The organism is Paraliobacillus zengyii (genome assembly GCF_003268595.1).
GTDB lineage: Bacteria > Bacillota > Bacilli > Bacillales > Amphibacillaceae > Paraliobacillus_A > Paraliobacillus_A zengyii.
On record NZ_CP029797.1, the window covers coordinates 1,877,698 to 1,902,895 of the forward strand.

The 25,198-nt window shown below is 34.5% G+C and carries 29 protein-coding genes; 28 read left to right on the top strand and 1 reads right to left on the bottom strand.

Annotated elements, in window-relative coordinates; translation table 11 throughout:
- Nucleotides 1-134: 134 nt before the first annotated feature.
- The 8 genes from DM447_RS09500 (at nucleotide 135) to DM447_RS18665 (ending at nucleotide 9,649) form a co-directional block, all read left to right on the top strand.
- Nucleotides 135-1,115, top strand: a complete 981-nt coding sequence (locus DM447_RS09500; protein WP_112180998.1) for an ABC transporter ATP-binding protein — start codon at nucleotides 135-137, stop codon at nucleotides 1,113-1,115.
- Complete coding sequence (locus DM447_RS09505; protein ID WP_112180999.1) at nucleotides 1,115-2,641, top strand: ABC transporter permease/substrate-binding protein; 1,527 nt, start codon at nucleotides 1,115-1,117, stop codon at nucleotides 2,639-2,641. Before DM447_RS09500 ends, DM447_RS09505 begins: the two co-directional genes overlap by 1 nt.
- Before the next feature lie 26 nt (nucleotides 2,642-2,667).
- Nucleotides 2,668-3,087 carry a CoA-binding protein gene (locus DM447_RS09510; protein WP_112182711.1) on the top strand — a complete coding sequence of 140 codons (420 nt, stop codon included), beginning with the start codon at nucleotides 2,668-2,670 and terminating at the stop codon, nucleotides 3,085-3,087.
- Between the two features lie 231 nt (nucleotides 3,088-3,318).
- Nucleotides 3,319-5,271 carry a DNA topoisomerase IV subunit B gene (gene parE / locus DM447_RS09515; RefSeq protein ID WP_112181000.1) on the top strand — a complete coding sequence of 651 codons (1,953 nt, stop codon included), beginning with the start codon at nucleotides 3,319-3,321 and terminating at the stop codon, nucleotides 5,269-5,271.
- A gap of 15 nt (nucleotides 5,272-5,286) precedes the next feature.
- Entirely contained in the window at nucleotides 5,287-7,746 is a 2,460-nt protein-coding gene (parC, locus tag DM447_RS09520; RefSeq protein ID WP_112181001.1) for a DNA topoisomerase IV subunit A, read from the top strand.
- 170 nt (nucleotides 7,747-7,916) lie between these two features.
- Nucleotides 7,917-8,378, top strand: coding sequence for a flavin reductase family protein (locus DM447_RS09525; protein ID WP_112181002.1), 462 nt, complete (start codon nucleotides 7,917-7,919; stop codon nucleotides 8,376-8,378).
- A 19-nt stretch (nucleotides 8,379-8,397) separates the two neighbouring features.
- The gene (locus DM447_RS09530) at nucleotides 8,398-9,450 is read left to right on the top strand and encodes a C45 family autoproteolytic acyltransferase/hydrolase (protein ID WP_112181003.1); all 1,053 of its coding nucleotides are present in this window, start codon (nucleotides 8,398-8,400) and stop codon (nucleotides 9,448-9,450) included.
- Nucleotides 9,451-9,520: 70 nt separating this feature from the next.
- A complete protein-coding gene (locus DM447_RS18665; protein WP_255421347.1) occupies nucleotides 9,521-9,649 on the top strand; it encodes a hypothetical protein in 129 nt (42 codons plus the stop codon).
- 110 nt (nucleotides 9,650-9,759) lie between these two features.
- Here the strand turns inward: DM447_RS18665 and hisJ are convergent, their stop codons facing one another.
- The gene (gene hisJ, locus DM447_RS09535; RefSeq protein WP_112181004.1) at nucleotides 9,760-10,599 is read right to left on the bottom strand and encodes a histidinol-phosphatase HisJ; all 840 of its coding nucleotides are present in this window, start codon (nucleotides 10,597-10,599) and stop codon (nucleotides 9,760-9,762) included.
- A gap of 159 nt (nucleotides 10,600-10,758) precedes the next feature.
- On the opposite strand from hisJ, the gene DM447_RS09540 reads away from it, so the two are divergent.
- From DM447_RS09540 to DM447_RS18670, 20 genes are all read left to right on the top strand, one after another.
- Nucleotides 10,759-11,886 carry an ATP phosphoribosyltransferase regulatory subunit gene (locus DM447_RS09540; protein WP_112181005.1) on the top strand — a complete coding sequence of 376 codons (1,128 nt, stop codon included), beginning with the start codon at nucleotides 10,759-10,761 and terminating at the stop codon, nucleotides 11,884-11,886.
- On the top strand, nucleotides 11,883-12,503 hold the full coding sequence (gene hisG / locus DM447_RS09545; RefSeq protein ID WP_112181006.1) for an ATP phosphoribosyltransferase: 621 nt from the start codon (nucleotides 11,883-11,885) through the stop codon (nucleotides 12,501-12,503). The genes DM447_RS09540 and hisG overlap by 4 nt, the downstream gene beginning before the upstream one ends.
- Nucleotides 12,500-13,783 (top strand): histidinol dehydrogenase, encoded by a 1,284-nt coding sequence (gene hisD, locus DM447_RS09550; protein WP_112181007.1) that lies wholly within the window; start codon nucleotides 12,500-12,502, stop codon nucleotides 13,781-13,783. Before hisG ends, hisD begins: the two co-directional genes overlap by 4 nt.
- Nucleotides 13,784-13,801: 18 nt before the next feature.
- A complete protein-coding gene (hisB, locus tag DM447_RS09555; RefSeq protein ID WP_112181008.1) occupies nucleotides 13,802-14,389 on the top strand; it encodes an imidazoleglycerol-phosphate dehydratase HisB in 588 nt (195 codons plus the stop codon).
- On the top strand, nucleotides 14,386-14,985 hold the full coding sequence (gene hisH, locus DM447_RS09560; protein ID WP_112181009.1) for an imidazole glycerol phosphate synthase subunit HisH: 600 nt from the start codon (nucleotides 14,386-14,388) through the stop codon (nucleotides 14,983-14,985). Before hisB ends, hisH begins: the two co-directional genes overlap by 4 nt.
- Nucleotides 14,982-15,692, top strand: coding sequence for a 1-(5-phosphoribosyl)-5-[(5-phosphoribosylamino)methylideneamino]imidazole-4-carboxamide isomerase (gene hisA, locus DM447_RS09565; RefSeq protein ID WP_112181010.1), 711 nt, complete (start codon nucleotides 14,982-14,984; stop codon nucleotides 15,690-15,692). Before hisH ends, hisA begins: the two co-directional genes overlap by 4 nt.
- Nucleotides 15,689-16,447 (top strand): imidazole glycerol phosphate synthase subunit HisF, encoded by a 759-nt coding sequence (gene hisF / locus DM447_RS09570; protein ID WP_112181011.1) that lies wholly within the window; start codon nucleotides 15,689-15,691, stop codon nucleotides 16,445-16,447. Before hisA ends, hisF begins: the two co-directional genes overlap by 4 nt.
- Nucleotides 16,437-17,096 carry a bifunctional phosphoribosyl-AMP cyclohydrolase/phosphoribosyl-ATP diphosphatase HisIE gene (gene hisIE / locus DM447_RS09575; RefSeq protein WP_112181012.1) on the top strand — a complete coding sequence of 220 codons (660 nt, stop codon included), beginning with the start codon at nucleotides 16,437-16,439 and terminating at the stop codon, nucleotides 17,094-17,096. The genes hisF and hisIE overlap by 11 nt, the downstream gene beginning before the upstream one ends.
- A 161-nt stretch (nucleotides 17,097-17,257) precedes the next feature.
- On the top strand, nucleotides 17,258-18,082 hold the full coding sequence (locus tag DM447_RS09580; protein WP_112181013.1) for an amino acid ABC transporter substrate-binding protein: 825 nt from the start codon (nucleotides 17,258-17,260) through the stop codon (nucleotides 18,080-18,082).
- Nucleotides 18,066-18,770 carry an amino acid ABC transporter permease gene (locus tag DM447_RS09585; RefSeq protein WP_112181014.1) on the top strand — a complete coding sequence of 235 codons (705 nt, stop codon included), beginning with the start codon at nucleotides 18,066-18,068 and terminating at the stop codon, nucleotides 18,768-18,770. The genes DM447_RS09580 and DM447_RS09585 overlap by 17 nt, the downstream gene beginning before the upstream one ends.
- A gap of 13 nt (nucleotides 18,771-18,783) precedes the next feature.
- Nucleotides 18,784-19,536 (top strand): amino acid ABC transporter ATP-binding protein, encoded by a 753-nt coding sequence (locus DM447_RS09590; protein WP_112181015.1) that lies wholly within the window; start codon nucleotides 18,784-18,786, stop codon nucleotides 19,534-19,536.
- A 136-nt stretch (nucleotides 19,537-19,672) separates the two neighbouring features.
- On the top strand, nucleotides 19,673-20,668 hold the full coding sequence (locus tag DM447_RS09595) for an LLM class flavin-dependent oxidoreductase (RefSeq protein WP_112181016.1): 996 nt from the start codon (nucleotides 19,673-19,675) through the stop codon (nucleotides 20,666-20,668).
- A 53-nt stretch (nucleotides 20,669-20,721) separates the two neighbouring features.
- On the top strand, nucleotides 20,722-20,979 hold the full coding sequence (locus tag DM447_RS09600) for a hypothetical protein (RefSeq protein ID WP_112181017.1): 258 nt from the start codon (nucleotides 20,722-20,724) through the stop codon (nucleotides 20,977-20,979).
- A 16-nt stretch (nucleotides 20,980-20,995) separates the two neighbouring features.
- A complete protein-coding gene (locus DM447_RS09605; RefSeq protein WP_112181018.1) occupies nucleotides 20,996-21,517 on the top strand; it encodes a DinB family protein in 522 nt (173 codons plus the stop codon).
- 181 nt (nucleotides 21,518-21,698) lie between these two features.
- Nucleotides 21,699-22,067, top strand: coding sequence for a nuclear transport factor 2 family protein (locus tag DM447_RS09610; RefSeq protein ID WP_112181019.1), 369 nt, complete (start codon nucleotides 21,699-21,701; stop codon nucleotides 22,065-22,067).
- Nucleotides 22,068-22,230: 163 nt separating this feature from the next.
- Complete coding sequence (locus DM447_RS09615; protein WP_112181020.1) at nucleotides 22,231-22,794, top strand: hypothetical protein; 564 nt, start codon at nucleotides 22,231-22,233, stop codon at nucleotides 22,792-22,794.
- A gap of 37 nt (nucleotides 22,795-22,831) precedes the next feature.
- Entirely contained in the window at nucleotides 22,832-23,413 is a 582-nt protein-coding gene (locus DM447_RS09620; RefSeq protein ID WP_157967308.1) for a copper resistance CopC family protein, read from the top strand.
- Complete coding sequence (locus DM447_RS09625) at nucleotides 23,410-24,495, top strand: copper resistance D family protein (RefSeq protein ID WP_112181022.1); 1,086 nt, start codon at nucleotides 23,410-23,412, stop codon at nucleotides 24,493-24,495. The genes DM447_RS09620 and DM447_RS09625 overlap by 4 nt, the downstream gene beginning before the upstream one ends.
- 34 nt (nucleotides 24,496-24,529) lie before the next feature.
- The gene (locus tag DM447_RS09630; protein ID WP_112181023.1) at nucleotides 24,530-24,892 is read left to right on the top strand and encodes a VOC family protein; all 363 of its coding nucleotides are present in this window, start codon (nucleotides 24,530-24,532) and stop codon (nucleotides 24,890-24,892) included.
- 35 nt (nucleotides 24,893-24,927) lie between these two features.
- On the top strand, nucleotides 24,928-25,062 hold the full coding sequence (locus DM447_RS18670) for a hypothetical protein (protein ID WP_255421346.1): 135 nt from the start codon (nucleotides 24,928-24,930) through the stop codon (nucleotides 25,060-25,062).
- The last annotated feature ends 136 nt before the right edge of the window (nucleotides 25,063-25,198 follow it).

Here is a 25,198-nt window from a genome sequence, read left to right on the forward strand (position 1 = left end):
CAGTATCGTTATTTTAACACGAATTCATGTATCCTTGTACAACTATTTAAATGCATATTCATGTAACTTTATTAAAAATGTTTGGTTTATCAAAAAAATGGGAATTGACTATATAATAATATGGAGGTGCACGTATGATTGAATTTGATCAGGTTACAAAAAGATTCCCTGATGGAACAGAAGCCGTAAAAGACTTCTCGCTATCTATTAAAGAAGGAGAATTATTAACATTAATAGGACCAAGTGGCTGTGGGAAAACAACCACTTTGAAGATGATTAACCGTTTGGTAAATGAAACAGAAGGTACGATAAAAATAGCAGGCAAGGATATTACTACATATGATTTACACCAGTTAAGATGGAATACTGGTTATGTAATACAACAAATTGCACTATTTCCTCACTTAACTATAGCAGAAAATATTGCAATAGTTCCAGAAATGAAAAAGTGGAAAAAAGACAGTATTTTATTACGAACCGAAGAACTTCTAAATATGGTCGGTTTAGATCCAAAGCAATTTATGAATCGAATGCCTTCTGAATTATCAGGTGGACAACAACAACGAATAGGTGTTGTACGTGCACTAGCTGCGGATCCAGATATTATTTTAATGGATGAACCGTTTAGTGCTTTAGACCCAATTAGTCGTGAACAATTGCAATTAGATATTCAATCATTACAACAAAAAATTAAAAAAACAATTGTATTTGTAACACATGACATGGATGAAGCATTAGCTATTTCTGACCGAATTTGTTTAATGAAAGATGGTAAAATTATTCAAATTGGTACGCCTAAAGATCTAATTCTACATCCAGCAAATGACTTTGCTAAAGAATTTATTGGTGATAAAAGATCGCCATGGCAAGAAATGATGGATACGGTTATCCAAACGATTAAATCGCTATCTGATCAATCCACTGTACAAACTGAAGGACTTGTTTCAATTAGACACGACCAACAAGTGATAGATGCAGTTAAACTGTTTGAGGAATCTGAGAGAACAGCGATTCAAGTTGTAAAAGAAAATGAAGTTATTGGAACAATAACCTATCAAGACATTTTTCGCTTTTTACGTGAACAAGTAAAAATGGAAAAAGGGGTGATTAAGTAATGGATAACTTTTTTGACGTATTTCAGGACAGAAAGGGAATGGTGTTCGAATTAATTCTTGAACATCTTCAGTTATCGATCGTATCTTTATTAATCGCCATTTTAGTTGCAGTTCCCTTAGGTTTATTATTAACACGCAAGCAAAAAATTGCTGAGCCAATTATAGGTGTAACAGCAGTATTACAAACAATCCCTAGTTTAGCAATCCTAGCATTTTTAATTCCTTTCCTAGGTATTGGACAAACCCCTGCTATCGTAGCACTCATTGTATATGGGTTACTACCTATTTTACGTAATACATATACGGGAATAAAAGAAGTTGATCCTGCTTTAAATGAAGCAGCTACAGGTATGGGTATGAGCTCATATAGACGCTTAATGAAAGTGGAATTACCAATTGCAATGCCCGTCATTATGGCAGGTATTCGCACATCAATGGTCTTAATCGTCGGAACAACTACAATAGCAGCATTAATTGGTGCCGGCGGGCTCGGTGAACTGATTCTACTAGGGATTGATCGTGGTGGAGATATAAACCTAATTATCTTAGGTGCTATCCCAGCTGCATTACTAGCAATTATTTTAGATTTAGTATTACGACTGTTTGAAAAAATATCAAAAAAATCAGCATTCACATCAATAATTATAATGGTCGTGCTTGCATTGGCATTAGTTTTTGTACCTTGGATTATAAATCAAGATCAAGAACCAGATTTAGTATTAGGTGGAAAGCTTGGTTCTGAACCATCCATCTTAATTAATATGTACGAGTTATTAATCGAAGACCAAACAGATTTAGATGTTGAACTAGAAACAGGACTAGGTAAAACGACATTTGTTTTTAGTGCATTACAAGAGGGAAGCATCGATATTTATCCAGAGTTCACTGGAACGTCGATTGTAACGCATTTAGAAGAGCAAGCAGTTAGTAACGATGCCGAAGAAGTATATGAACAGGCAAAAGAAGGTATGCTTTCAACATATAATATGGCTTATTTAGAACCAATGGCATTCAATAACACATACACATTATCAGCTAAGCAATCTTTCTTAGATGAAAATAATTTATCAACCATTGCAGATCTTCGTTCAATGGATGATGAAATAACAGCAGGTTTCACTTTGGAATTTAACGACCGTGAGGATGGTTATGTTGGAATTCAAGATGTCTATGATATCGAATTTGGTGAAGTGAAAACAATGGAACCTGGAGTACGACAAGAAGCAATACAAAATGATGAAGTAGATATAATAGACGCTTATTCTACATCATCCTATATGGTAGAATTAAATCTTGGATCTCTAGAAGATACAGAGAATTTATTCCCGCCTTATCAAGGCGCGCCTTTAATGCGACAAGAGACTTTAGAACAGTATCCGGAACTTGAAGAAATATTGAATCAATTAGCGGGCAAGATAACAGATGAAGAAATGAGAGAAATGAACTATCAAGTTGACTTTGAAGATAAAGCACCGGTTACAGTCGCTAGAGAGTATTTAGTAGCTGAAGGCTTATTAGCAGAGTAAAAACAGTGAAGAAAGTGAGTGGAAAAATGGATTATAAGCAGGCTGATAAAGAAACGATGAAAGACATTTTAGAGAATACAAAGACAATTGCAGTAGTTGGATTATCAGACAACCCAGAGAGAACATCATATCAGGTATCAAAGGCCATGCAAGCAAATGGCTATCGTATTATTCCGGTTAATCCAACTATTGAAGAATCACTAGGTGAAAAAGCTTATCCTTCTTTAGCTGATGTACCTGAACCATTTGATGTTATTAATGTATTTAGAAGATCTATATTTTTAAAAGATGTAGCAGATCAAGCGGTAAAAACAGATGCAAAAGTTTTCTGGGCACAGCAAGGTGTCTTCGATCAAGCCGCTTATGAAGACTTATCAAGTAAAGGTTTTACAGTTATTATGGATATGTGTATAAAAGTTGCGCATGCCATCACAATTGGTAAATAATATGAAAAAAATCTCTGTTTCGGCAGAGATTTTTTTCTGCTTTTTGATAAAAAAATCAATTGATTTTAAAAAAAACTAGATTTACATTATATAATCAATGCTATACTAGGAGAAATAAGCTTTACATAAACAAACGTCTGTTCTAAGATAATAGATGTATTATTCATTTGTGTTAGTGTATATGTTATAAACAAATTAGTTAGGAATGTAAGAGAAAGGGGCTTAATAAAAGTGAGTAAACAAACAACCTCTTATTCAGATGATTCGATTCAAGTATTAGAGGGACTAGAAGCTGTTCGAAAACGCCCAGGGATGTATATTGGTAGTACGGATGCAAGAGGGTTACACCACCTTGTATTTGAAATAGTAGACAATGCTGTAGATGAGGCATTAGCTGGTTTCGGTAACAAAATAATGGTTACGATACATAAGGATAATAGCATTTCTGTATTGGATGAAGGTCGTGGAATGCCGACGGGAACACATCGAAGTGGACGACCAACACCAGAAGTTATATTAACAGTCCTACATGCAGGTGGTAAGTTTGGTCAAGGTGGTTATAAAACATCTGGAGGATTGCACGGTGTAGGTGCATCGGTGGTTAATGCTTTATCAGAACGTTTAACTGTTACCATTTATCGTGATGGGCAAACATATAAACAAGAATTTAATAATGGCGGTATACCCACAAAGCCTTTACAAAACCAAGGGAAGACGAAAAAAACGGGAACATTAATTCACTTTAAACCTGATAAATCTATTTTTTCATCGACAACATATCAACAGGAAATGTTGGCAGAACGATTAAGAGAATCAGCCTTTTTGTTAAAAGGTTTGGAAATAGTTCTTCATGATGAGCGAAGTGAAAAAATTGAATCTTACTGCTATCCAGATGGATTAAAATCATTTGTAGAATATCTAAATGAAGAAAAAGATGTTTTACATCCGGTTGTATCATTCGAAGGTGAGAACCAAGATATGGAAGTAGATTTTGCTTTTCAATTCAATGATGGTTACGCTGAAAGTATGCTCTCATTTGTTAATAACGTAAGAACAAAAGATGGTGGAACACACGAATCAGGTGCTAGATCAGGTGTTACACGCGTATTTAATGAATATGCAAGAAAGACAAACTTGCTAAAAGAAAAAGATAAAAATTTAGAAGGAAACGATATAAGAGAAGGCTTTACTGCGATAATTTCGGTTCGGATCCAAGAAGCCAAATTACAATTTGAAGGACAAACAAAAGGCAAACTAGGAACATCAGAAGCTAGATCTGCAGTAGATGCAGTTGTATCTGAGAATATTTCTTATTTTATGGAGGAAAACCCTGATATAGCGCTAATGTTACTTAAAAAAGCTGTCCGAGCAAAAGAGGCTCGCGAAGCAGCGCGCAAAGCTAGGGAAGATGCACGTAGTGGTAAGAAAAAGAAACGAAGAGATTCATTACTAAGCGGTAAGTTAACACCAGCACAATCTAAAAATGCAGAAAAGAATGAACTGTATCTCGTAGAGGGTGATTCAGCTGGTGGATCCGCTAAACAAGGAAGAGACCGAAGATTCCAAGCTGTTCTGCCTCTTCGTGGAAAAGTAATTAATACTGAAAAAGCAAAACTTGCAGACGTACTGAAAAATGAAGAAATTTCAACCATTATTCATACAATAGGTGCTGGTGTAGGTGGCGATTTTAATATAGATGATGTACAGTACAATAAAATTGTAATCATGACCGATGCAGATACAGATGGTGCACATATTCAAGTATTACTACTTACATTCTTTTATCGATATATGCGACCTTTAATCGAATCTGGAAAAGTATTTATAGCTTTGCCACCGCTATATAAAGTTTCTAAAGGTAAAGGTAAGAAAGAAGTGGTTCATTATGCTTGGAACGAAGATGAAATGAAAAAAGTAATAAAAGAGTTGAAAACCGGTTATTTACTACAACGCTATAAAGGTTTAGGTGAGATGAATGCAGATCAACTATGGGAAACGACAATGCGTCCAGACACAAGAACGCTAATTCGTGTAACAATTGATGACTTAGCACGTGCAGAACGTCGTGTAACCACGTTAATGGGTGATAAAGTCGCACCTAGACGTAAATGGATTGAAACCAATGTTGCATTCGGTTTAGAAGAAGATTCAAATATAATGGATAATGAAAATATTCATTCCTAGTAGGGGGTAAGCTTTTTGGCTTCAACAGAGAAATTTCTTGATTTACCATTAGAAGATGTGATTGGAGACCGTTTTGGTCGATATAGTAAATATATTATTCAAGATCGTGCATTACCAGATGCACGAGATGGTTTAAAACCAGTTCAACGACGAATTTTGTTTGCTATGCATGAAGAGAAGAATACGTTTGATAAAGCTTTCCGGAAAGCGGCAAAAACAGTCGGTAACGTAATTGGTAATTATCATCCACATGGCGATAGTTCCGTTTATGAAGCAATGGTTAGATTAAGTCAAACTTGGAAGGTTAGAAACGTATTAGTAGAAATGCATGGTAACAACGGTAGTGTCGATGGTGATCCACCAGCCGCTATGCGTTATACCGAAGCAAGACTATCAAGTATTAGTTCTGAGTTATTACGTGATATAGATAAAGAAACCGTGGATTATATTCCGAACTTTGATGATACAATTGATGAACCTGTTGTATTACCAGCACGGTTTCCTAACCTATTAGTCAATGGTTCTACTGGGATATCAGCTGGTTATGCAACAGATATGCCACCACATAATCTAGATGAAGTAATTGATGCAGTTATTAAGAAAATTGAAAATCCAAACATTACAATAGAGCAAATAATGAAAATTATGAAAGGACCTGACTTTCCCACAGGTGGTATTATTCAAGGGGTAGAAGGTCTAAAATCTGCATATGAAACAGGTAAAGGTAAGATCATGGTTAGAGGTAGAGCAAAAGTTGAACCTTTACGTGGAAATAGAGAGCAAATCGTTATAGATGAGATACCTTATGAGGTAAACAAAGCAGTACTCGTAAAACGAATGGATGAATTACGACTTGATCGAAAAGTAGAAGGTATAGCAGAAGTTCGTGATGAGACAGACCGAACGGGGCTTCGAATCGTAATTGAACTGAAGAAAGATGCTGATAGCGAAGGAATTTTACATTTTTTATATAAGAGTACTGATTTACAAATTACGTATCATCTTAATATGGTTGCAATAAAAGATAAAACGCCAATGTTATTAAGTCTTACAGAATTACTTGACGCGTATATTGCGCATCAAAAAGAGGTTGTAACTAGACAATCCACATATGATTTAAGAAAAGCAAAAGAACGGGCACATATTGTAGAAGGTTTAATTAAAGCCATCTCCATTCTCGATGAATTAATTACTACGATTCGAGCTTCAAATGACAAACAAGATGCTAAAAGACGGATTCAGGATGCATACGGCTTTTCTAATGAGCAAGCAGAAGCAATTGTAAACTTACAATTATATCGTTTAACAAACACTGATATCACGTCTTTAGAAGAAGAAGCTGCAGTATTGCGTGCTAAAATTGAAGAACTAGAAGCAATTTTAGGAGATGAAAAGAAATTATTTTCTGTTATTAAAAATGATTTAAAACAAATTAAAAAGAAATATGCAACACCACGCATGACAAAGATTGAAAATAAGATTGAAGAGTTAAAGATTAATTTAGAAGTAATGGTTGCAAGTGAAGATGTATTAGTTTCCGTTACAAGAGACGGTTATTTAAAACGAACAAGCTTACGTTCCTATGCTGCTTCAAATGGGAAAGACTTGGCAATTAAAGATGAAGATCACTTGGTAGGTCTATTAGAGGTGAACACAACAGATACTGTCTTACTTTTCACTAATAAAGGAAGGTATATTTATGCGCCAGTTCACAAACTACCAGATATAAGATGGAAAGACCTTGGCCAACATATCTCAAATGTCGCAGCTATTGATAAAGGTGAAAATATAATAAGAGTCATACCAATTAGACAGTTTACTGAAGAAAGTTATTTAGTTTTCTTCACCAAAAACGGCATGATTAAACGTAGTGAATTGAGTTTATATGAGGCACAACGTTATTCAAAAGCCTTGGTAGCAATTAATTTAAAAGGTGATGACGAAGTGGTTAATGTTGCATTAACCACGGGAAATGACGAGGTATTTATTGCTACTGATCGTGGACTTGGATTATGGTACCCTGAATCAGAGGTAACGCCAGTCGGACAAAGAGCTGCAGGAGTAAAAGCTATCCAGCTTAAACAGGAGGAAAAAGTAGTCAATGGCGTTGTACTTGGTCAATCTAAGACAGGCATTAATATAGTAGTAATTACCCAAAGAGGTGCTGCAAAACGAATGACTTTAAATGATTTTGAATTGTCGTCACGCGCTAAACGCGGTCAAAGTATGTTACGCGAATTAAAGAAAAAGCCGCACCGCATCGTAGGATTTGTTTGTACGACCAAAGAAGATTCTGTACAATTCATGACCAATTCTGGTGTGAAACATCCATTATATCCAATGGAATTAAGTACAAGTGACCGATATAGCAATGGTTCATTTGTAATTGACACGGATATAGAAGGTGAAATTGTTGACGTGTGGAAACAAGCCAATTATGTAAAAGTGTTTGAAGCAGATGATTCAACTGATTAATCAGATATGATTTAAAGTTAGAAGCGAATTTAATCTATTTTTTCAGAAGCAAAACAACGTGAAATAACTGTTGTTTTGCTTTTTTATACTTATTAGGCAATTTAGTTTTTATTCAAGATAAGAAATGGTATGATTTTAACAGTTAGTATAGAGATAAAGGGGTTTTAAAAATGGAGAAACGATTATTTCGGGATGCAATGGGGAAATTTGCTACTGGTATTACAGTAGTATCAACAAATTACCAAAATGAAGTAAAAGGCATAACGGTTAATTCTTTCATGTCATTATCATTAGATCCAACATTAATAGCAATTTCTATTGATAAAACGGCATCAATGTATGACATTTTACAAGAGGCAAATACATTCGGTATTAGTGTTTTAAGTGAAAATCAAAAGGAAGAATCAATGATTTATGCAAATCAAAAAGAAGTAGACCAACCAGTTAAATTTACAGATCTAGCAGGAACTCCTGTATTAAATAATGCATTAGTTCAACTATCTTGTGAAAAAGAATCCGCTGTTGAAGCTGGTGACCACATGATTTTCATCGCAAAAGTCAATGATCTAAAAATAGCTGATGGGAATCCTTTATTGTATTTTAGTGGAAGCTATCAACAATTAGATAAGTAATACGAAGGAAAATAAACTTATGAGAAAATACTACGCAGATATAATTCAGTTTAGAGGTGACCACGAAGCATTTGGCTATGAACAAGGTAAATGGCTTCTTGGGTCACCCCTTTTTAAAATATACCAACAACAACATACTCGAACAAAAAGACCGCGTTTTGCCGTTAATACAGAAGAAGCAACGGACTGGTTAGCTGCTTTATTTCCTGCATTATTGAATGAATTAAAAGGAATATCCGCAGCAATTGGTTTTACAATAGAGCAAACAATAGAATTTTTTAGTGGTTATCAGCAAGAATGGAAACGATCAGGGTGTTCTATTTTAACAGGTCCCGACTTTTTAATTCGAAATTACGATTTTCATCCTAAAACATATGAAGGTCGTTTTGCTATCTATCAACCTCCTTCAGCAAAAGGATATGCAACGATTGGCGCGTCGCAACGTATAGTCGGTCGAGCCGATGGAATGAATGAAGTGGGTCTTACTGTTGGCTATAATTTTGTGAATCGTAGAAATCCTGGGAATGGTTTTATTCCAACAATTATTACAAGAATGTTATTGGAACAATGTGCTACTAACGAAGAAGCAATTTCTTTAATTAAAAAGGTTCCACATCGCCATTCCTTTAACTATGTAATCGCTGATAAATTAGGAAATTCACATGTTATAGAAGCTACTGCTCAAGCTATTCGTGTGAAGGAAAGCAAAATTAGTACGAATCATTTCGATATGTTACCAGAAGCAAATCGTTATCATTTGGCAGATTCAAGACGAAGATATGCAATACTTAAGAAACAACCTGTTTATTCAATTAGAAAAGAGCAAGCATTTCAGTTATTTAATAATATCGAAGAAGAGATTTTTTCTAAAAAATACAGTCAATCAGCTGGTACATTACACACATCACTTTATGATCAGAAGAATTTGGACGTTTATCTTGCTTTAGGTAATAACCGAAAGCCCACACCATTTTCATTTAAAAACTGGTTAGATGGTGAAAATACAACCATAAAAAAAGTTATAGGCGTAATCGATACGGATGAAAAAATGCCTTATATGGATGGTTTATAATCAACATAACCAATGTATAGTATCTTAACACCTTCGTATACTTACTATATGATATGGAGGTGTTATTATATTGCAAAAAGATATACAACAAATGAATGAATCAGACATAACTAACGAAGAGCAAGAAGGTATGAAAGAAACAGCAGAACAATTAAGAGATCAATTTATGGTTGGAACGATTGATCAAGTTAAATGGTGAAGAAAGATGCTTGACGAAGACCAAATCAAATAAGATTTGGTCTTTATTTCGCTCTCTATTAACAAATAGATCAAATTAGCCTATATATAAAACGCTAGCTGTTCGTTCAGCTAGCGTTTTCCTAATCTATTTGGAATGGATAATACAATATCTTTTGATAGAGCATCGAAACCTCTACCAATTGTTCTTGAAACATGGCTATCTGAACCTATTACAAAAGGAATGGATAGTTGATTAGCTTTTGTTATAACCGATTGATTTGGATAAATACGCATACAATGTTCTTTATAAAGACCTGCTGTATTCAAATCAAGTTGATATTCTTTTTCCTTGATTAAATATAATAGCTCGTCCGTTTGATAATCAAAAGAAGTTGTTGTAGGAAATAACTTCACAAATTTTTCAATTAAGGTTAGGTGCCCGATTCGTGTTGGTTTATATCTTCCCATGTCTTGTGTAATAGCTTGTTTTACGGTTTGATAATATTTTTTGTAAATTGCTTCAACTGAACCGAACAATCCAATAATACGAGCAAATTCTTCAACACTATAGTCGAGACAGACATATTTACCATTTGGGGCTTTTAACATATGGACAGATAGAATTGCGTCATCTATAAATGTGCCATATTGATTTAAGAATTTTTCTGTTTCTTCCTGATATCCTTCGATAAAATCAACTTCAAAGCCAATATAAATCGTGATTTTTTCTTGATATTTTAGTTTTAAACGATTTCCTTCTTTAAGATAACTTTTAACATCGTCAAGCTTCATCGCACTATCATTTGCCGGTGTTGGATCGGTAAAGTTAACCGGAAGTGGTGCATGTTCAGTAAAAGATATGTAATCGAGATCTTGCTCTATTGCTTTTAAAACATATTCCTCCATTAGATCCGAAGAACCATGGGGACAAAAGTTTGTATGTACATGAAAATCTCCGGTAACTTGCATTTGTCATTCCTCCCTTTCTTAATTCTATCTTAAATAGTATAGTTAAAAAAGAAAAGTTTTTTATTGACGAGAATAGGAACCACGTGATAGTGTATAAATAATCAGACACTTTACTTAAGTAAAGTGGTAACGCAATAAAGAAAATAGGATGTGTCTTATATGTTTTTACCAGCTGGAAGCCAAGATGAAATCGGAAAAAAGTTAGATAATCGATCAAAAGCGTATGAAATATTTCGAGATGTTGTAACGTCTCGAAATTATAAAGCAATTTCTACACCAGTTGTGGAATATGCAAATACGTTTACCAACGAACATGTTGGGATGAAGTTACATGCCATGTTGAAATGGTTTAATCGCGAAGGTGAAATAGAAGTACTCCGCGCTGATTGGACCACAGCAATCGCTCGAGCGCTAATCAATCAACATCCGAAACAATTAAAATGGTCGTATCAAGGATCAGTGTTCCGTAATGATAAAGATGGGATAGAAAGCAGACAAGCGGGTATTGAAATTATACGTACAACACCATTTCTAGGTGAGAGTGAAAGTTTATTTACTGCTGTTACTTATTTAAATGCATTAGAGATAAAGGATTATTTAATTGAACTAGGCCATACTGGCATATTTGATGAATTAACAACTCCCTTAGAATTAAACAAAGCAGAGGAAGATCAATTACGACAGGCAATGCATGATAAACGAAGAGATGTAGTCTATCAAATTGCAACAGATAAAGGACATCCAGTTATAGCTAATCAACTTACACAAGTGATTGAAGCATATGGTACGATTAATGAAATAGAGAAATATGAAACGATCTGGGCAAGTAACCCACGACTAGTAAAAATACTACATCATTTGAAGCAACTAGCTACAGTTCTCAAGGGACTAGGTATTGATGAAGTATTAGTAGATTTAGGCCGCGTTAAAAACTTACCGTATTACAGTGGTACGATGTTTAGAGGTTATTTAAAAGAGAATGGTGCTACATGTTTTTCTGGTGGTCGTTATGATAAGCTTTATGAACAATTTAATGAAAAAATTTCTGCAGTTGGTCTAGCATTTGATGTTGATGTGCTAGCAGACCAATTAAACAATGTAACGGAAAGAGAAAGCATCTGTATCATAGCATCAGAAGAATCACATGTATTTGCAGAGCGCTTACGAGCATCTTACTCAAATTACATTGTAGATATTCAATATACATTAATGGATGAACATGACTATGATAAAATTATAAGAATTATCACGGACAATAATAATGAATTTAGGGTGATAGAAGAATGAAACCATGTATTGCATTAACTAAAGGTCGATTAGAAGAGCAATTTCTCGCATTTTTTAAATCGCTAGATTATAATATTGAACCACTTGTTAATAAAGGCCGAAAATTGCGTGTGGAAACAGATGAATTTCAATTTATTTTTGCTAAAGGACCTGATGTAACAACATATGTGGAACACGGAATTGCTGATTTAGGCATTGTTGGTGGTGATATTTTAGCAGAATTTCAACCAGATGTTTTTGATTTATTACCATTACCATTTGGACAGTGTAGAATGGCAGTTGCTACGGAAAAAGGTAAAGTTTGGCCAGATCACAAGAAAAAAATCGCAAGTAAATATACTGGGATTACAAAAGAATATTTTCGTAATAAAGGTGAATCTGTAGAAATCATTAAATTAGAAGGTTCTGTTGAATTAGCTCCAATTTTAGGGTTGGCAGATGGAATTGTTGATATAGTAGAAACTGGAACGACATTAAAGGAAAATGGCTTAGTTGTTCAAGAAGAATTCTTTTCATTCAGTGCACGTTGCATTGCAAACCGCTCTTCATTAAAAATTAAAAGAGAGGCACTTGCTCCAATTATTCAAGCCTTCAAGCAAAAGGAGGAATTGGTATGATACCTATCTATCAGCCAACCAAATTCGAATCGGAATTTTTATCAAAAAAAGAAGAAAACGCAACAGATGAAAAAGTTTATCAAGTTGCAAAAGAAGTCATTGAAGAAATACGAGCAAATGGTGATGACGCTCTCAAAAAATATGTTGAAAAATTTGATCGTTCCGTACCAGAGCAGTGGGAAGTTACAAACGAGGAACGTGAAAATGCATGGAATAAAGTAGATCAAAAGACAATTGATGCACTTACAAGGGCAGCAGAAAATATTAGGGGCTTTCATTCGAAACAACTTCAATCCTCCAAATTTATGCAAGTAGATGGTGATATAATGTCTGGTCAATTATATCGAGCTATTGAACGAGTTGGTATTTATGTACCAGGTGGAACAGCGTGTTATCCGTCATCTGTACTAATGAATGCTATCCCGGCTGTGTTGGCAGGTGTAGAACAAGTTATCATGGTGACTCCTGCACGTGATGGGGAAGAAATCGCACCAATTTTATCTGTTGCGGCTGATATTGTAGGTGTGGATCGAATCTTTAAAATTGGTGGTATTCAAGCAATTGCTGCTTTGACATACGGAACGGAATCAATACCTACTGTAGATAAAATTGTCGGACCAGGTAATGCTTATGTAGCTGCTGCAAAATCACTCGTATATGGTGATGTAGGGATTGACATGATTGCTGGACCATCAGAGGTTGCGATTATTGCAGATGATACAGCAAATCCAGTTTATATCGCAGCTGATCTTATCGCACAATCAGAACATGATATTAATGCTCGATCATTTTTGTTCACAACGTCTAAAAATTTGTTAGAAGAGACAAACATAGAAGTGGAAAAACAATGTGCCGTTTTACCAAGAAAAGATATCGCATCTGCTTCTTTAAAAGAAAAAAGTGGATTAGTATTAGTTGATAATTTAGATCAAGCATTTCAATTATCGAATCGTTTAGCACCAGAGCATCTAGAAATCCAATTAGATAATCCACTTGAATATTTAGGCAAAATAAAAAATGCAGGTTCTGTATTTTTAGGTCATTATACACCTGAATCCCTTGGTGATTATTATGCTGGTCCAAATCATGTGCTTCCAACTTCAGGGACTGCAAGGTTCTCTTCTGGCTTATCTGTTGATGATTTTATCAAGAAAACAACATTCCTCTACTATTCAGAAAACGCATTAAAACAAGCATCAGAAGACGTGATGACGATTGCCAAAGAAGAATTTCTTGATGGTCATGCGAGAGCAGTTGAAAAAAGATTAAAGAAAAACTAGAAAAGGTCGGGATGCACAATGCGAACAGCTAGTAAACAACGAAAAACAAATGAAACAGTAATTGAAGTAGCTTGTAATTTAGATAATAGTCAAGAAGTAACTATATCTACTGGTGTTGGTTTCTTTGATCATATGCTAGAATTATTTGCCCGTCACGGTCGAATTGGACTTACTGTTAAAGCAAACGGTGATTTACATATTGACAGTCATCATACTGTTGAAGATGTCGGTATTGTACTAGGACAAGTGATTAAAGAGGCTTTAGGCGATAAGAAACAAATTAATCGATATGGTACAGCCTATGTGCCAATGGATGAAACACTCGGTTTTGTTTCGCTTGATATAAGTGGTAGGCCTTTTCTAGTCTTAGATGCGACATTTGAAAATCAAAAGCTAGGTAATTTTGATACGGAATTGGTGAGAGAATTCCTTCAAGCATTTGCATTTCAAGCAGGCATTACACTTCATGCGCGTATTTTATATGGGATAAATACGCATCACAAAGTAGAAGCACTATTTAAAGCACTCGGTAGAGCTTTAGCAGAAGCAATTCGAATTAATCCAGAAATCCTTGGCGTTAATTCTACAAAGGGGCTAATAGAATGATAGCTATAGTAGATTATGGGATGGGTAATATCGCGAGTGTTAAAACAGCATTGCACAATCTTGGTTATGATGTGATCGTTACGGATAATCCTACAGAGTTAGCTAAAAGTTCGCATATTATCCTACCTGGTGTTGGCTCCTTTCAAGCTGCTGTAGAAGAAATAGAGAAACGTAATCTAAAAGAAATACTGCAAACATTAGCAGAAAATAAGCCATTTCTTGGTATTTGTTTAGGTATGCAACTGTTATTTACAGAGGGATTAGAAGGCGGAAATACAAAGGGATTAGATTTAATTCCAGGTACAATAGAAAGAATAGACACGCCATACCTTTTACCTCATATCGGTTGGAACGCATTAGACATAATAAATGATCAACCTAATTTTCAATCTTTTCAAGATCAGCATGTTTACTTTGTTCATAGCTTTGCAGCAAAAACAGACAAACAATATATTGTTGCAACAGCAGAATATGGTCCAGATGTGACAGCAATTGTTAAGAGCGGTCTTACTTATGGGATTCAATTTCATCCAGAAAAAAGTGGAGAAGTTGGCGTGGCAATTTTAAAAGCATTTTTACAGGAGGTATCCCAATGAAAATATTACCAGCAATTGATTTAATAGATGGCAAGTGTGTTAGATTATACCAAGGTGACTTCAGTAAAACGACCGAAGTTGGATCTGATCCAATTACACAATTAAAAACGTTTATTACTAACGGTGCTGAGATTGTTCACATTGTTGATTTAGATGGAGCGCGTGATGGAGAAAAAGCGCGTCAATATCAATTAATAAGTGAATTATGTAAATTATCAACGATACCAATTCAAATAGGTGGCGGTATTAGAAGCATGGAAGCAATTGAAAAATTAATTGCTGCGGGAGCAGATCGATTAGTACTTGGTACAGCGGCAATTGAAGATCCGGATTTCTTAAAAGCTGCCTTAGCTAAATATGCTGAACATATCGTTGTTGGAATTGACGCGAAAGATGATAAAGTAGCGATTCATGGCTGGGAAACTGTATCAGAAATCGATTATCTTACATTTGCTAAACAAATGGAAAAGTTAGGTGTCCAAACGATTGTTTTTACTGATATTTCAAAAGATGGCACTATGACAGGACCTAATGTAAGAGCACTAGAAAAGTTACTCGCACATGTTTCCTGTAAGATCGTTGCATCAGGTGGTATAAGTAATAATCAAGACATCGAAGCTTTGGCCGCAATTGGCATAGAAGAAGCAATAGTTGGTAAGGCAATTTATCAAGGTACGGTTACGTTGAAAGGGGAAACGTCCGCATGATTGTAAAACGCATTATACCCTGTCTAGATGTCAAAGAAGGTAAAGTTGTGAAAGGTACAAATTTTGTATCCTTACGTGAATTAGGAGACCCAGTAGCAATGGCTGCTAGTTATTCCAAAGCGGGCGCTGATGAGATTATATTCCTTGATATTTCAGCAACGAACGAAGGACGTGATACAATGGTTGACATTGTGCGTCAAACAGCGCGAAATGTCTTTGTACCATTTACCGTTGGTGGTGGTGTGAGAACCATTGATGATGTTACCCGTTTATTAAAAGCAGGCGCTGATAAAGTTGGTATCAATTCAGCTGCAGTTAACAATCCTAATCTGATAACAACTGCTGGTGCTCGTTTTGGTGCGCAATGTATTGTCGTAGCAATTGACGCAAAGCTATTTGACGATGGATGGCATGTAATGACACACGGAGGAAGTAAAGATAGTGGTTTGGATGCAGTTGAATGGGCAAAAGAAGTGGAAAAACGTGGCGCTGGTGAAATATTGCTGACAAGTGTTGATACAGATGGTGTGAAGAACGGATTTGATTTGAAGCTGACAAAAGCAATTGTTGATGTTGTTCGTATCCCCGTTATTGCATCAGGTGGCGTTGGTCATCCAGATCATTTCCCAGAAGTATTCAAAGAAACAGATGTGTCGGCAGGTTTAGCTGCATCAATTTTTCATGAAAATACCTTTTCAATAGAAGAAGTGAAAGCTAGTTGTCAAGAAAAAGGAGTGCATATACGTGAAGCCTGACTTCTCTAAAGGATTAATTCCAGCTGTTATTACAGATAATCAAACAAAAGATGTGTTAATGCTCGCATTTATGAATGAAGAATCGTATCAAAAAACTTTGGAAACGAAAGAAACGTGGTTTTACTCTCGATCAAGACAATCATTATGGCACAAAGGGGCAACCTCTGGTAATACACAAACTGTTATTTCTATTAAACTTGATTGTGATCAAGACACACTCTTAATAGATGTTGTGCCAAATGGTCCAGCATGTCACACGGGGGAACGGACTTGTTTCTTTAACTCTATCTTTGAAGCTGAAAAAACAAATAAAAAACTAGTAGAGCCGTCTATTATTGATAAAGTAATGGCCGAAGTAGAAGAACGGAAAGAAACTCGCGTTGCTAACTCATACACGAACTATTTATTTGATAAAGGTATTGATAAAATAGCTAAAAAAGTAATTGAAGAAGCAGGAGAAGTGGTAATTGCAGCAAAAAATAGTGATAAAGAAGAAATTATTTTAGAAGTTAGTGATTTGTTGTACCACACCTTTGTTTTAATGAGTGATCAATCTGTTTCATTGGATGAAGTTAAAGAAGAATTAGAAAACCGTTTTTTCAAAAAAGGCAATAATAAAGGAGATCGTCCCGAAATTGAGAAGTGGTAAACACTTTTCAGTTTCTTTTTTTATATATAAGAAACGCATAATAAACTAAATTAAAGTAAAGATAGTAAAGACTATAACTGCAAAATCTTTTACTTTTTAATATGTATATGCTACGATTTCGTAGTAATATTATTCCGACAAAATAACTGGGGGTTAACAGCATGAGGAAATTAGTAACAGGAATAGTTATAATGAGTTTTATACTAGTATTAGCAGCATGTGGCACAAATGAAGAAGACACGTCAGATACTGATAATACTTCTACATCAGATGAGTCAGCAAGTCTATATGATGAAGTAATGGACAAGGGTGTTCTTACAGTAGGAACAGAGGGCACATACGCACCATTTACTTTTCATGATAACGATGGTGAATTAACGGGCTACGACGTTGAAGTCATTAGAGAAGTAGCTGAAAGAATGGGTGTTGAAGTAGAGTTCATGGAAACACAATGGGATTCTATGTTTGCTGGTTTGAATTCAGAACGTTTTGATTTAATTGCTAACCAAGTTGGTATTAATGAGGATCGCTTAGAGAGTTATGATTTTTCAAATCCTTATACGTATTCATCAGCTGTTGTTGTTGCACCAACAGATTCGGAGGATATAAATTCTTTTGAAGATTTAGAAGGATTAAGTTCAGCACAGTCGCTAACAAGTAACTTCGGTGAGATAGCTAAAGAAAATGGTGCTGAGATTGTAAGTGTGGAAGGTCTCGCACAATCAATTGAGTTATTGAAGACAGGACGTGCGGATGTTACAGTCAATGATAAACTTGCTGTTCTTGATTATTTAAATCAAGAAGGCGATGAAAGTGTTCAAATTGTTGCGGAAGAAGATAATGTTTCTGAAACGGCATTTGCGTTAAACCAAGGTAATGAGGAATTAGTTGAAGCGATTAATGAGCAATTAGAAGCGATGAGAGAAGACGGTACTTTAGCGGAGATTTCTGAAAGCTGGTTTGGTGAAGATGTTTCCTCTCAGTAATACATTGTTTACTATCACTGCAGATCTAGAAGGATGGGAGTTATTTCTAAACTCCCTTCTTCCTATGATTTTAGGTGCAATTAAATATACAATACCGCTTACGCTTATCTCGTTTTCAATAGGGTTGATATTAGCATTACTAACAGCAATTATGCGTCTATCTAAGTCATTTATTGTACGCAAACCAGCAGTTATATATGTTTCTGCAATCAGAGGAACGCCTTTACTTGTGCAATTATTTATAATCTTTTATGGGTTACCGAGTTTGAACTTAACAATTGATCCATATCCAAGTGCAATTATTGCATTTAGTTTAAACGTAGGTGCTTATGCATCAGAAATTATTCGTGCTTCTATTTTATCTATTTCAAAAGGGCAATGGGAAGCAGGTTACACCATAGGTATGACACAAAACACTGTGTTGAAACGGATTATTCTACCGCAAGCAACAAGGGTTTCCGTTCCTCCATTATCAAATACCTTTATTAGTTTAGTAAAAGATACATCACTTGCTTCACTAATACTTGTTACGGAACTTTTTCGAAGAGCGCAAGAAATCGCCGCAGTGACATATGATTTTATGTTGATCTATATTGAAGCTGCTATTCTTTATTGGGTAATTTGTTTTCTTTTATCCCTAGTTCAACAAGCAATAGAGAAACGTCTCGAACGTTATACAGCAACATAAAGGGGGGAAAGAAATGTTATTATCGGTTAAAGGTTTAGCTAAAGCGTTTGGTGAACTGGAAGTCTTGAAGGATATTGATGTAGAGATTAACAAGGGGAAGGTTATATCCATAATGGGTCCTTCTGGATCAGGAAAGACAACGATGTTACGTTGTCTAAATGGATTAGAACAACCCAATAGTGGTATCTTCACCTTTGATGATGGATTCACTCTTAATTTTAAGGATAAAATCAGCAACCAAGATGCATTGAAATTAAGACGTAAGTCCGGAATGGTATTCCAATCTTATAATCTTTTTCCACATAAAACAGCATTAGAAAATGTAACTGAGGGACCAATCATTGTTCAGAAGCGAAATAAGAAAGAAGTTAAGGAAATGGCAGAGGGTCTTTTAGAGAAGGTTGGTTTAAAGGAAAAGATGCACCTTTATCCACATCAACTTTCCGGTGGTCAACAACAACGTGTTGGCATAGCAAGAGCACTAGCAATTGAACCAGACTTAATGTTGTTTGATGAACCGACATCTGCACTAGACCCAGAATTAATTGGAGAAGTATTAACGGTTATTCGGGAGCTTGCAAATGAAAATTGGACAATGGTTATTGTAACACATGAAGTACAATTTGCTGAACAAGTTTCGGATGAAGTAATATTTATGGATGATGGCTATATTGTCGAACAAGGACCACCAAAAGAAGTTTTAAGAGCGCCAAAAGAAAAACGCACACAACAATTTTTAAACCGAATACTTAATCCTTCACAATAAGAAGAAGGAAAATGTCCAGAAATGGAGAAGTAATAGAATACTCCTCTAAGTCTGGATTTTTTATTAAACAAGCTATTTTGGTTTTGTAGTGTGTTCTTGTATACTAAAAGAAATTGAGCATGAAAGAAGGAAAACTATGCGATTAAGTGTGTTAGATCAAGTACCAATTTCACAAGACTCATCACCAGAAGAAGCATTAGATAATACAGTTAAGTTAGCAAAAATGACCGAAAATTTAGGCTATACACGATATTGGGTAGCTGAACACCATAACACAAACGGATTAGCAAGCTCTTCACCTGAAATATTGATGACACGTCTTGCTGGTGCGACTAGTTCTATTCGTATTGGTTCTGGTGGCGTTTTATTACCACAATATGCACCATTGAAAGTGGCGGAAAACTTTCGAATGTTAGAAGCTATGTATCCAAATAGAATTGATTTAGGTTTAGGCCGTTCACCAGGAGGTTCAAATGAAACACGATTAGCATTAACCGATCATATTAAAAAAAGTATGAGTTCATTTCCACGTCAATTAGAAGAGTTATACGGTTTTTTGCACGATGATTTACCTAAGAATCATCCATTTCACACTGTTAAAGCAAGTCCAAGAACGAAGACAAATCCGCCAATTTGGGTTCTAGGTTTATCTGAACGAGGAGCAACTAATGCTGCAAACATTGGTGCAGGGTTTACATATGGTCATTTCATTAATCCAACTAAAGGAAAAGAAACGATTGCAACTTATAAAGAAAAATTTAAACCGAATAAAAACTTTGATGAACCACATGTGGCTGTCTGTATCTTTGTGATTTGTTCACAGACAAAGGAAAAGGCAGAAGAGCTTGCCTTATCGCAAGATCTTTGGCTGTTGCGAGTAGAAAAAGGAATTGGAACGCGTGTGCCGTCAGTAGAAGAAGCAAAGAAAAAAGTTTATACAGAATCAGAACAAATGATAATTGATAAAAATAGAAAGAGATGTATCATTGGGACCCCTGAAACAGTTAAGAAACAATTAGAAGATATCCAAGTAAGTTATGGCTGCAATGAATTTATGATTATAACAAATATCTACTCATTTGAAGAAAAGGTGAATTCTTATCGGTTATTAGCCAAAACATTACTTAATTAACAATAAGATCATTATATAATAGATAAGATGAAAAAATAATGAGGAGGTGCAATATGACTAATATTAATAAATTTGGCCTGCTGTCTTTATTAATGGTTATTATCAATTTCATTTTCTTTATTTTTAATAGAGGACCAAATGCAAATATTACGCTTGCTATCAGTATATTTACGTTATTATCTGTTTTAGGTATAATTTTTGCTCTAATGTCTAAGAAGCGAATTGTAACAATTACAGGAATTCTCTTAAATGGATGTATATTTGTGTTTGCTATATTACTATTACTTGCTGTTGGAATAGGGTCACCTTAAGAAGTTGGGGGTAAACATGATTGATTACAGAATAGTTGAAAACGAAATTTATACTGGTAAAATTGGATCACTAGTTTCCATGCTTGAACATACGCGTGCTGTGACAATTGACGAAGTTACGAATCTAACCCAAAAGGAATTAGACTATTTGGTAGATAGTAGTTCGAATTCGATTGGTGCTCTTTTACATCATATTGCTGCGATTGAATTTGTACATCAAGTAATATCATTTGAAGAAAGAGATCTCAATGAAAGCGAATTTATGAAATGGAAGACTTCATTAGAACTTGGGGATAAAGCTAGAAGTGAAAAGAAAAACAAACCCGTTTCGTATTACCTTCATGAATTATCAGAGGTTAGAGAAAACACATTAAAACAGCTAAAATCAAAACATGATAGTTGGCTATTTGAAGAACATAAATGGCCGAATGACGTTCCTTATAATAATTATTATCTTTGGTTTCATGTTATGGAAGACGAAATAAATCATCGTGGTCAAATAAGATCTATTAAAAGATTGCTGTTGAATGATAAGTAGAATTGGACTTCAAAAAGGGAATTAATGTAATAATTCCCTTAGATGTTTCAAGATGCATTCTATTTCCAAAACATTAAATTTAGATAGTGCTGTCTAGAAGTCCTTTTTTCTTAATTTGATAGTTTCTTAATAAAAAATAGATGACTTTTTGAAAATATAGAGGTAGAAGGGATATGGTAAGATGACTAATAACTTAAAAGTGCAATTAAAAGCATTAGAGGAAAGTCATTTAAGTCTTGACGTTCGAAAAGATGTTAAAAAGCTAGATGAAATATTAGCTAATGATTTTATCGAAATAGGAAGTTCTGGTTATATGTTGGATAAAGCAGAATGCCTTAAAAATGGCGTCGTATTAGCAGAAATGTCCCTATATAATTATCAAGTTCATAGTTTAGCACCTGACGTTGTCCTAGCTACTTATTTAATACAAGATAATACAAGAAACCGAAATACACTTCGAAGTTCGATATGGAAGTATATAGATGGTAGATGGCAATTATATTTTCATCAAGGAACGATTACGGATCAAAAAACCTCAGATCAAGAATAAATCATTAAATTTAAATTGACTAAAAAAAGTGAAAAAGCTCTAAATTACTCATTAGTTATCATTCATTTCGCTATCATGTACAAATAAGAAATGGTAAGATAGAGATAATGACCTTTAATTGGTTAGGCTTAAATCAATAAGATAATTAAAAGTGAGGGGTTACATGAAAAATAATTTCTTAGACCAATTTTATACAGTTGATCCAGTTACGGGTGATTATATCATTGAGATTTCGATAAAGGATTATGATGAAGTATTTAATACTTGGGACTCCTCTGTTTATAATATAAGAGATCTAGATGCAAGCTTGAAAGCTTTCCTTGAAGAATTTTCGTTTGAGATTGACTCACGAAAAAATGTGAAGTTGAAGTTTGATATGTTAGATGAAAAAAAAGATGTTGAAATGGAAAAAAATATTATAAAAGGTATCCGAAACAATTTCAATTACAAGTATTATTTACTAAATAAACAGACAGTACAAAGTAGGAAAAAATCATTTATCTACATTATTGTTTCTGTTATGTTCACAATAGCATCAAGCTACATACAGTTTTCAGAAGAAAATAAGATTTTCCAAGATCTAGTTTCACTAAATTTAACAGTTGGTGGCTGGATATTTCTATGGGAAGCTTTTTCGATTCTCTTTATGCAAAGTGGTAATTTATCAAAGAGAAAAAAGCACTACAAAAGAATTATAGCTGCTCCAATTATCTTTAGATACCACTAAATATAAATAGAATTAAATTTAAAAAGGGGTGCGCAATTTGAAAGTCTATATTAATTTTTTAGCAGTAATTGTTTTATTATTAATTCCTGTCCAAGTGTTTGCTCACACGCATTTGGAAAGTTCTGATCCAGCTACAGATGAAGTGGTTTCTTCAGACAATCCAATAATTACATTAACATTTGATTCACCAGTCCAAGAACCAAATACAATTTCTATATCACAGAACAATGAAGAGATAACAATTACAGAAATCAATCATTCTCCTGAAAATGTAATAGAAGCAACATTACCTACTGATCTTGAAGACGGTGAGATCGTACTTTTTTATAGTATAATTGGTGAAGATGGGCATGTAATAGAAGATAGTCTTGTATTTACTTATGAAAAAGCAGACGATAATTCTAGTTCTACGGATGAAACACAATCTTCTGAAGAAGAGAGTATCGAGGCAGAAGAAGATGAAGTAGAAGAAAATAACATAGTGGAAGAGACAGAGCAGGCATCTATAGAAGAAACAGAAATTACTAATGAACAAAATGGATGGCTTTTGCCAGCTATTGCAGTAATTCTAATTGGGATTGCAATAAGTGTTTTTCTGATAAATAGGAAGAAAAAATGATTTATGCGGTAACAAATGGACTTTTATATGTGTGCTTTGCTATTTTGATTGGTGTGCATTTCCTATCCTTATTTCCTAAAGAAATGAGTATGAATATAAAAGTCAAAGATCGTCTTATGTTTGGTATAACACTTGTTATACCTATACTTGCAGTTATTCCTATTATTGATTTAGTAAACACGATTAGTAAATATCGAGACGATTACGGCTTCACCAGTTTTGTGTATGTTATAAAAGAAATAGAGATAGGAAGAGCATGGTTCATTTTGTTGCTCCTTTGTATTTTCCATCTTTTACTATTATTAATTCGAAAAAACGTACTTATATCTTCCGGAATCGGTATATTTCTACTGTTAGGTATAATCTTGACACAAAGTGTTGTTGGTCATGTAGCTAGTATGGCAAGCTATCCTGGTGCTCTAGCACACACGATCCATTTGCTTGCTGTTTGCTTTTGGGCAGGTACATTATTAGTTGTAAGTTGGTTAGCTAATGATGAAACAAATTGGCATGTTTTTATTAATTGGTTTTCCGCTATTGCTTTACTATGTCTTTTACTTGTTACGTTTACTGGCATATTTATGAGTTTCAGCTTAACAACAGGAACAATTGTTTCACCATGGCGTGTTTCATATGGTCAAGCTTTGCTAATCAAGCATTTATTATATGTCGCTTTATTACTGTTTGTTTTTATTAATGCTATACTTGTTCGCAAGAAAGCAAAGAAATCTGATTTTTCACCTAAACGATGGTGGCGAGCTGAAAGTGTGATTATTTTACTTATATTCTCTGTGACAGGCTTTATGAGTGAGCAAGAGCCACCGTTAAATACAGAGAAACTAGCTAATAGTGGTGATATCTCTATTTTATTTCGCATTTTTGCATCAGTTAATATGGGGGATAATGTATTATTTGCTCCTAATCTTATAAGTGTTTTTTTTATACTATTATCTGTTGTTTTTCTACTTTCAACAGTTTTAGTTTTTTGGTTCCATGAGAAAGTAATAAGTACTTTACTAATGAGTGGCCTTTCAGTATTCAGTATGTATGTTGGATTGATGTCCTCAGTTACAGTTCTCTAAATAATGATATACGTTAATAAGGAGGTAAATAGAAATGATTATAGGTTTAAATCATGTGCAAATTACTATACCAAAAAATGCAGAAGAATTAGGCAAGCATTTTTATTGTGATCTATTAGGGTTAAAAGAAAAAGAAAAGCCTGAATCACTAAAAGGCAGAGGTGGATTTTGGTTACAAGTCGGAAACATGGAATTACATGTTGGGACAGAAGATGGTATTGATAGATTAGCTACAAAAGCACATTTAGCATACCAAGTAGAGGATCTTGCACATTGGAGAAACATATTAGAAGAGAACAAAATTGATATCTCAGAATCCATCCCACTTCCTGGTTATGATCGATTTGAATTTCGAGATCCGTTTGGTAACCGGGTAGAGATGATACAAGCAATCTAAACAAAAAATCCCCTGATTTTAAGGAGTGAAATTGTTTGATAACTATACTATTATTATTTATAATCTTGGGTTTAGGTACAATTATTAGAAACTTAAATGAACAAACTAAACAAAACAAAAAGATCATACAAATTCTTGAAGATAAACAAAATCAGAATGAAAATATATAATAGAATAAACGATGAAGAATAAGCAGTTGAGCTATAGCTCAACTGCTTATTTTAGTTTTTTAATAGCTCTAGCTATTTGTTTAAATATTTCACTTAAAAGAATAAGTCTTATTCTTTTAGGAAAGATAATGGTGAA

Excerpts from the sequence above, each read along its gene's own strand:
- DM447_RS09525 (WP_112181002.1), top strand. The coding sequence starts at position 7,917 with ATGGAGAAACGATTATTTCGGGATGCAATGGGGAAATTTGCTACTGGT.
- hisD (WP_112181007.1), top strand. The coding sequence starts at position 12,500 with ATGATACCTATCTATCAGCCAACCAAATTCGAATCGGAATTTTTATCA.
- DM447_RS09630 (WP_112181023.1), top strand. The coding sequence starts at position 24,530 with ATGATTATAGGTTTAAATCATGTGCAAATTACTATACCAAAAAATGCA.
- DM447_RS09625 (WP_112181022.1), top strand. The coding sequence starts at position 23,410 with ATGATTTATGCGGTAACAAATGGACTTTTATATGTGTGCTTTGCTATT.
- DM447_RS09610 (WP_112181019.1), top strand. The coding sequence starts at position 21,699 with ATGACTAATAACTTAAAAGTGCAATTAAAAGCATTAGAGGAAAGTCAT.
- DM447_RS09595 (WP_112181016.1), top strand. The coding sequence starts at position 19,673 with ATGCGATTAAGTGTGTTAGATCAAGTACCAATTTCACAAGACTCATCA.
- DM447_RS09530 (WP_112181003.1), top strand. The coding sequence starts at position 8,398 with ATGAGAAAATACTACGCAGATATAATTCAGTTTAGAGGTGACCACGAA.
- hisA (WP_112181010.1), top strand. The coding sequence starts at position 14,982 with ATGAAAATATTACCAGCAATTGATTTAATAGATGGCAAGTGTGTTAGA.
- DM447_RS09605 (WP_112181018.1), top strand. The coding sequence starts at position 20,996 with ATGATTGATTACAGAATAGTTGAAAACGAAATTTATACTGGTAAAATT.
- DM447_RS09590 (WP_112181015.1), top strand. The coding sequence starts at position 18,784 with ATGTTATTATCGGTTAAAGGTTTAGCTAAAGCGTTTGGTGAACTGGAA.
- DM447_RS09615 (WP_112181020.1), top strand. The coding sequence starts at position 22,231 with ATGAAAAATAATTTCTTAGACCAATTTTATACAGTTGATCCAGTTACG.
- DM447_RS09540 (WP_112181005.1), top strand. The coding sequence starts at position 10,759 with ATGTTTTTACCAGCTGGAAGCCAAGATGAAATCGGAAAAAAGTTAGAT.
- DM447_RS09600 (WP_112181017.1), top strand. The coding sequence starts at position 20,722 with ATGACTAATATTAATAAATTTGGCCTGCTGTCTTTATTAATGGTTATT.
- hisB (WP_112181008.1), top strand. The coding sequence starts at position 13,802 with ATGCGAACAGCTAGTAAACAACGAAAAACAAATGAAACAGTAATTGAA.
- hisG (WP_112181006.1), top strand. The coding sequence starts at position 11,883 with ATGAAACCATGTATTGCATTAACTAAAGGTCGATTAGAAGAGCAATTT.
- hisH (WP_112181009.1), top strand. The coding sequence starts at position 14,386 with ATGATAGCTATAGTAGATTATGGGATGGGTAATATCGCGAGTGTTAAA.
- DM447_RS09580 (WP_112181013.1), top strand. The coding sequence starts at position 17,258 with ATGAGGAAATTAGTAACAGGAATAGTTATAATGAGTTTTATACTAGTA.
- DM447_RS09585 (WP_112181014.1), top strand. The coding sequence starts at position 18,066 with ATGTTTCCTCTCAGTAATACATTGTTTACTATCACTGCAGATCTAGAA.
- DM447_RS09510 (WP_112182711.1), top strand. The coding sequence starts at position 2,668 with ATGGATTATAAGCAGGCTGATAAAGAAACGATGAAAGACATTTTAGAG.
- hisF (WP_112181011.1), top strand. The coding sequence starts at position 15,689 with ATGATTGTAAAACGCATTATACCCTGTCTAGATGTCAAAGAAGGTAAA.
- DM447_RS09505 (WP_112180999.1), top strand. The coding sequence starts at position 1,115 with ATGGATAACTTTTTTGACGTATTTCAGGACAGAAAGGGAATGGTGTTC.
- DM447_RS09500 (WP_112180998.1), top strand. The coding sequence starts at position 135 with ATGATTGAATTTGATCAGGTTACAAAAAGATTCCCTGATGGAACAGAA.
- hisJ (WP_112181004.1), bottom strand. The coding sequence starts at position 10,599 with ATGCAAGTTACCGGAGATTTTCATGTACATACAAACTTTTGTCCCCAT.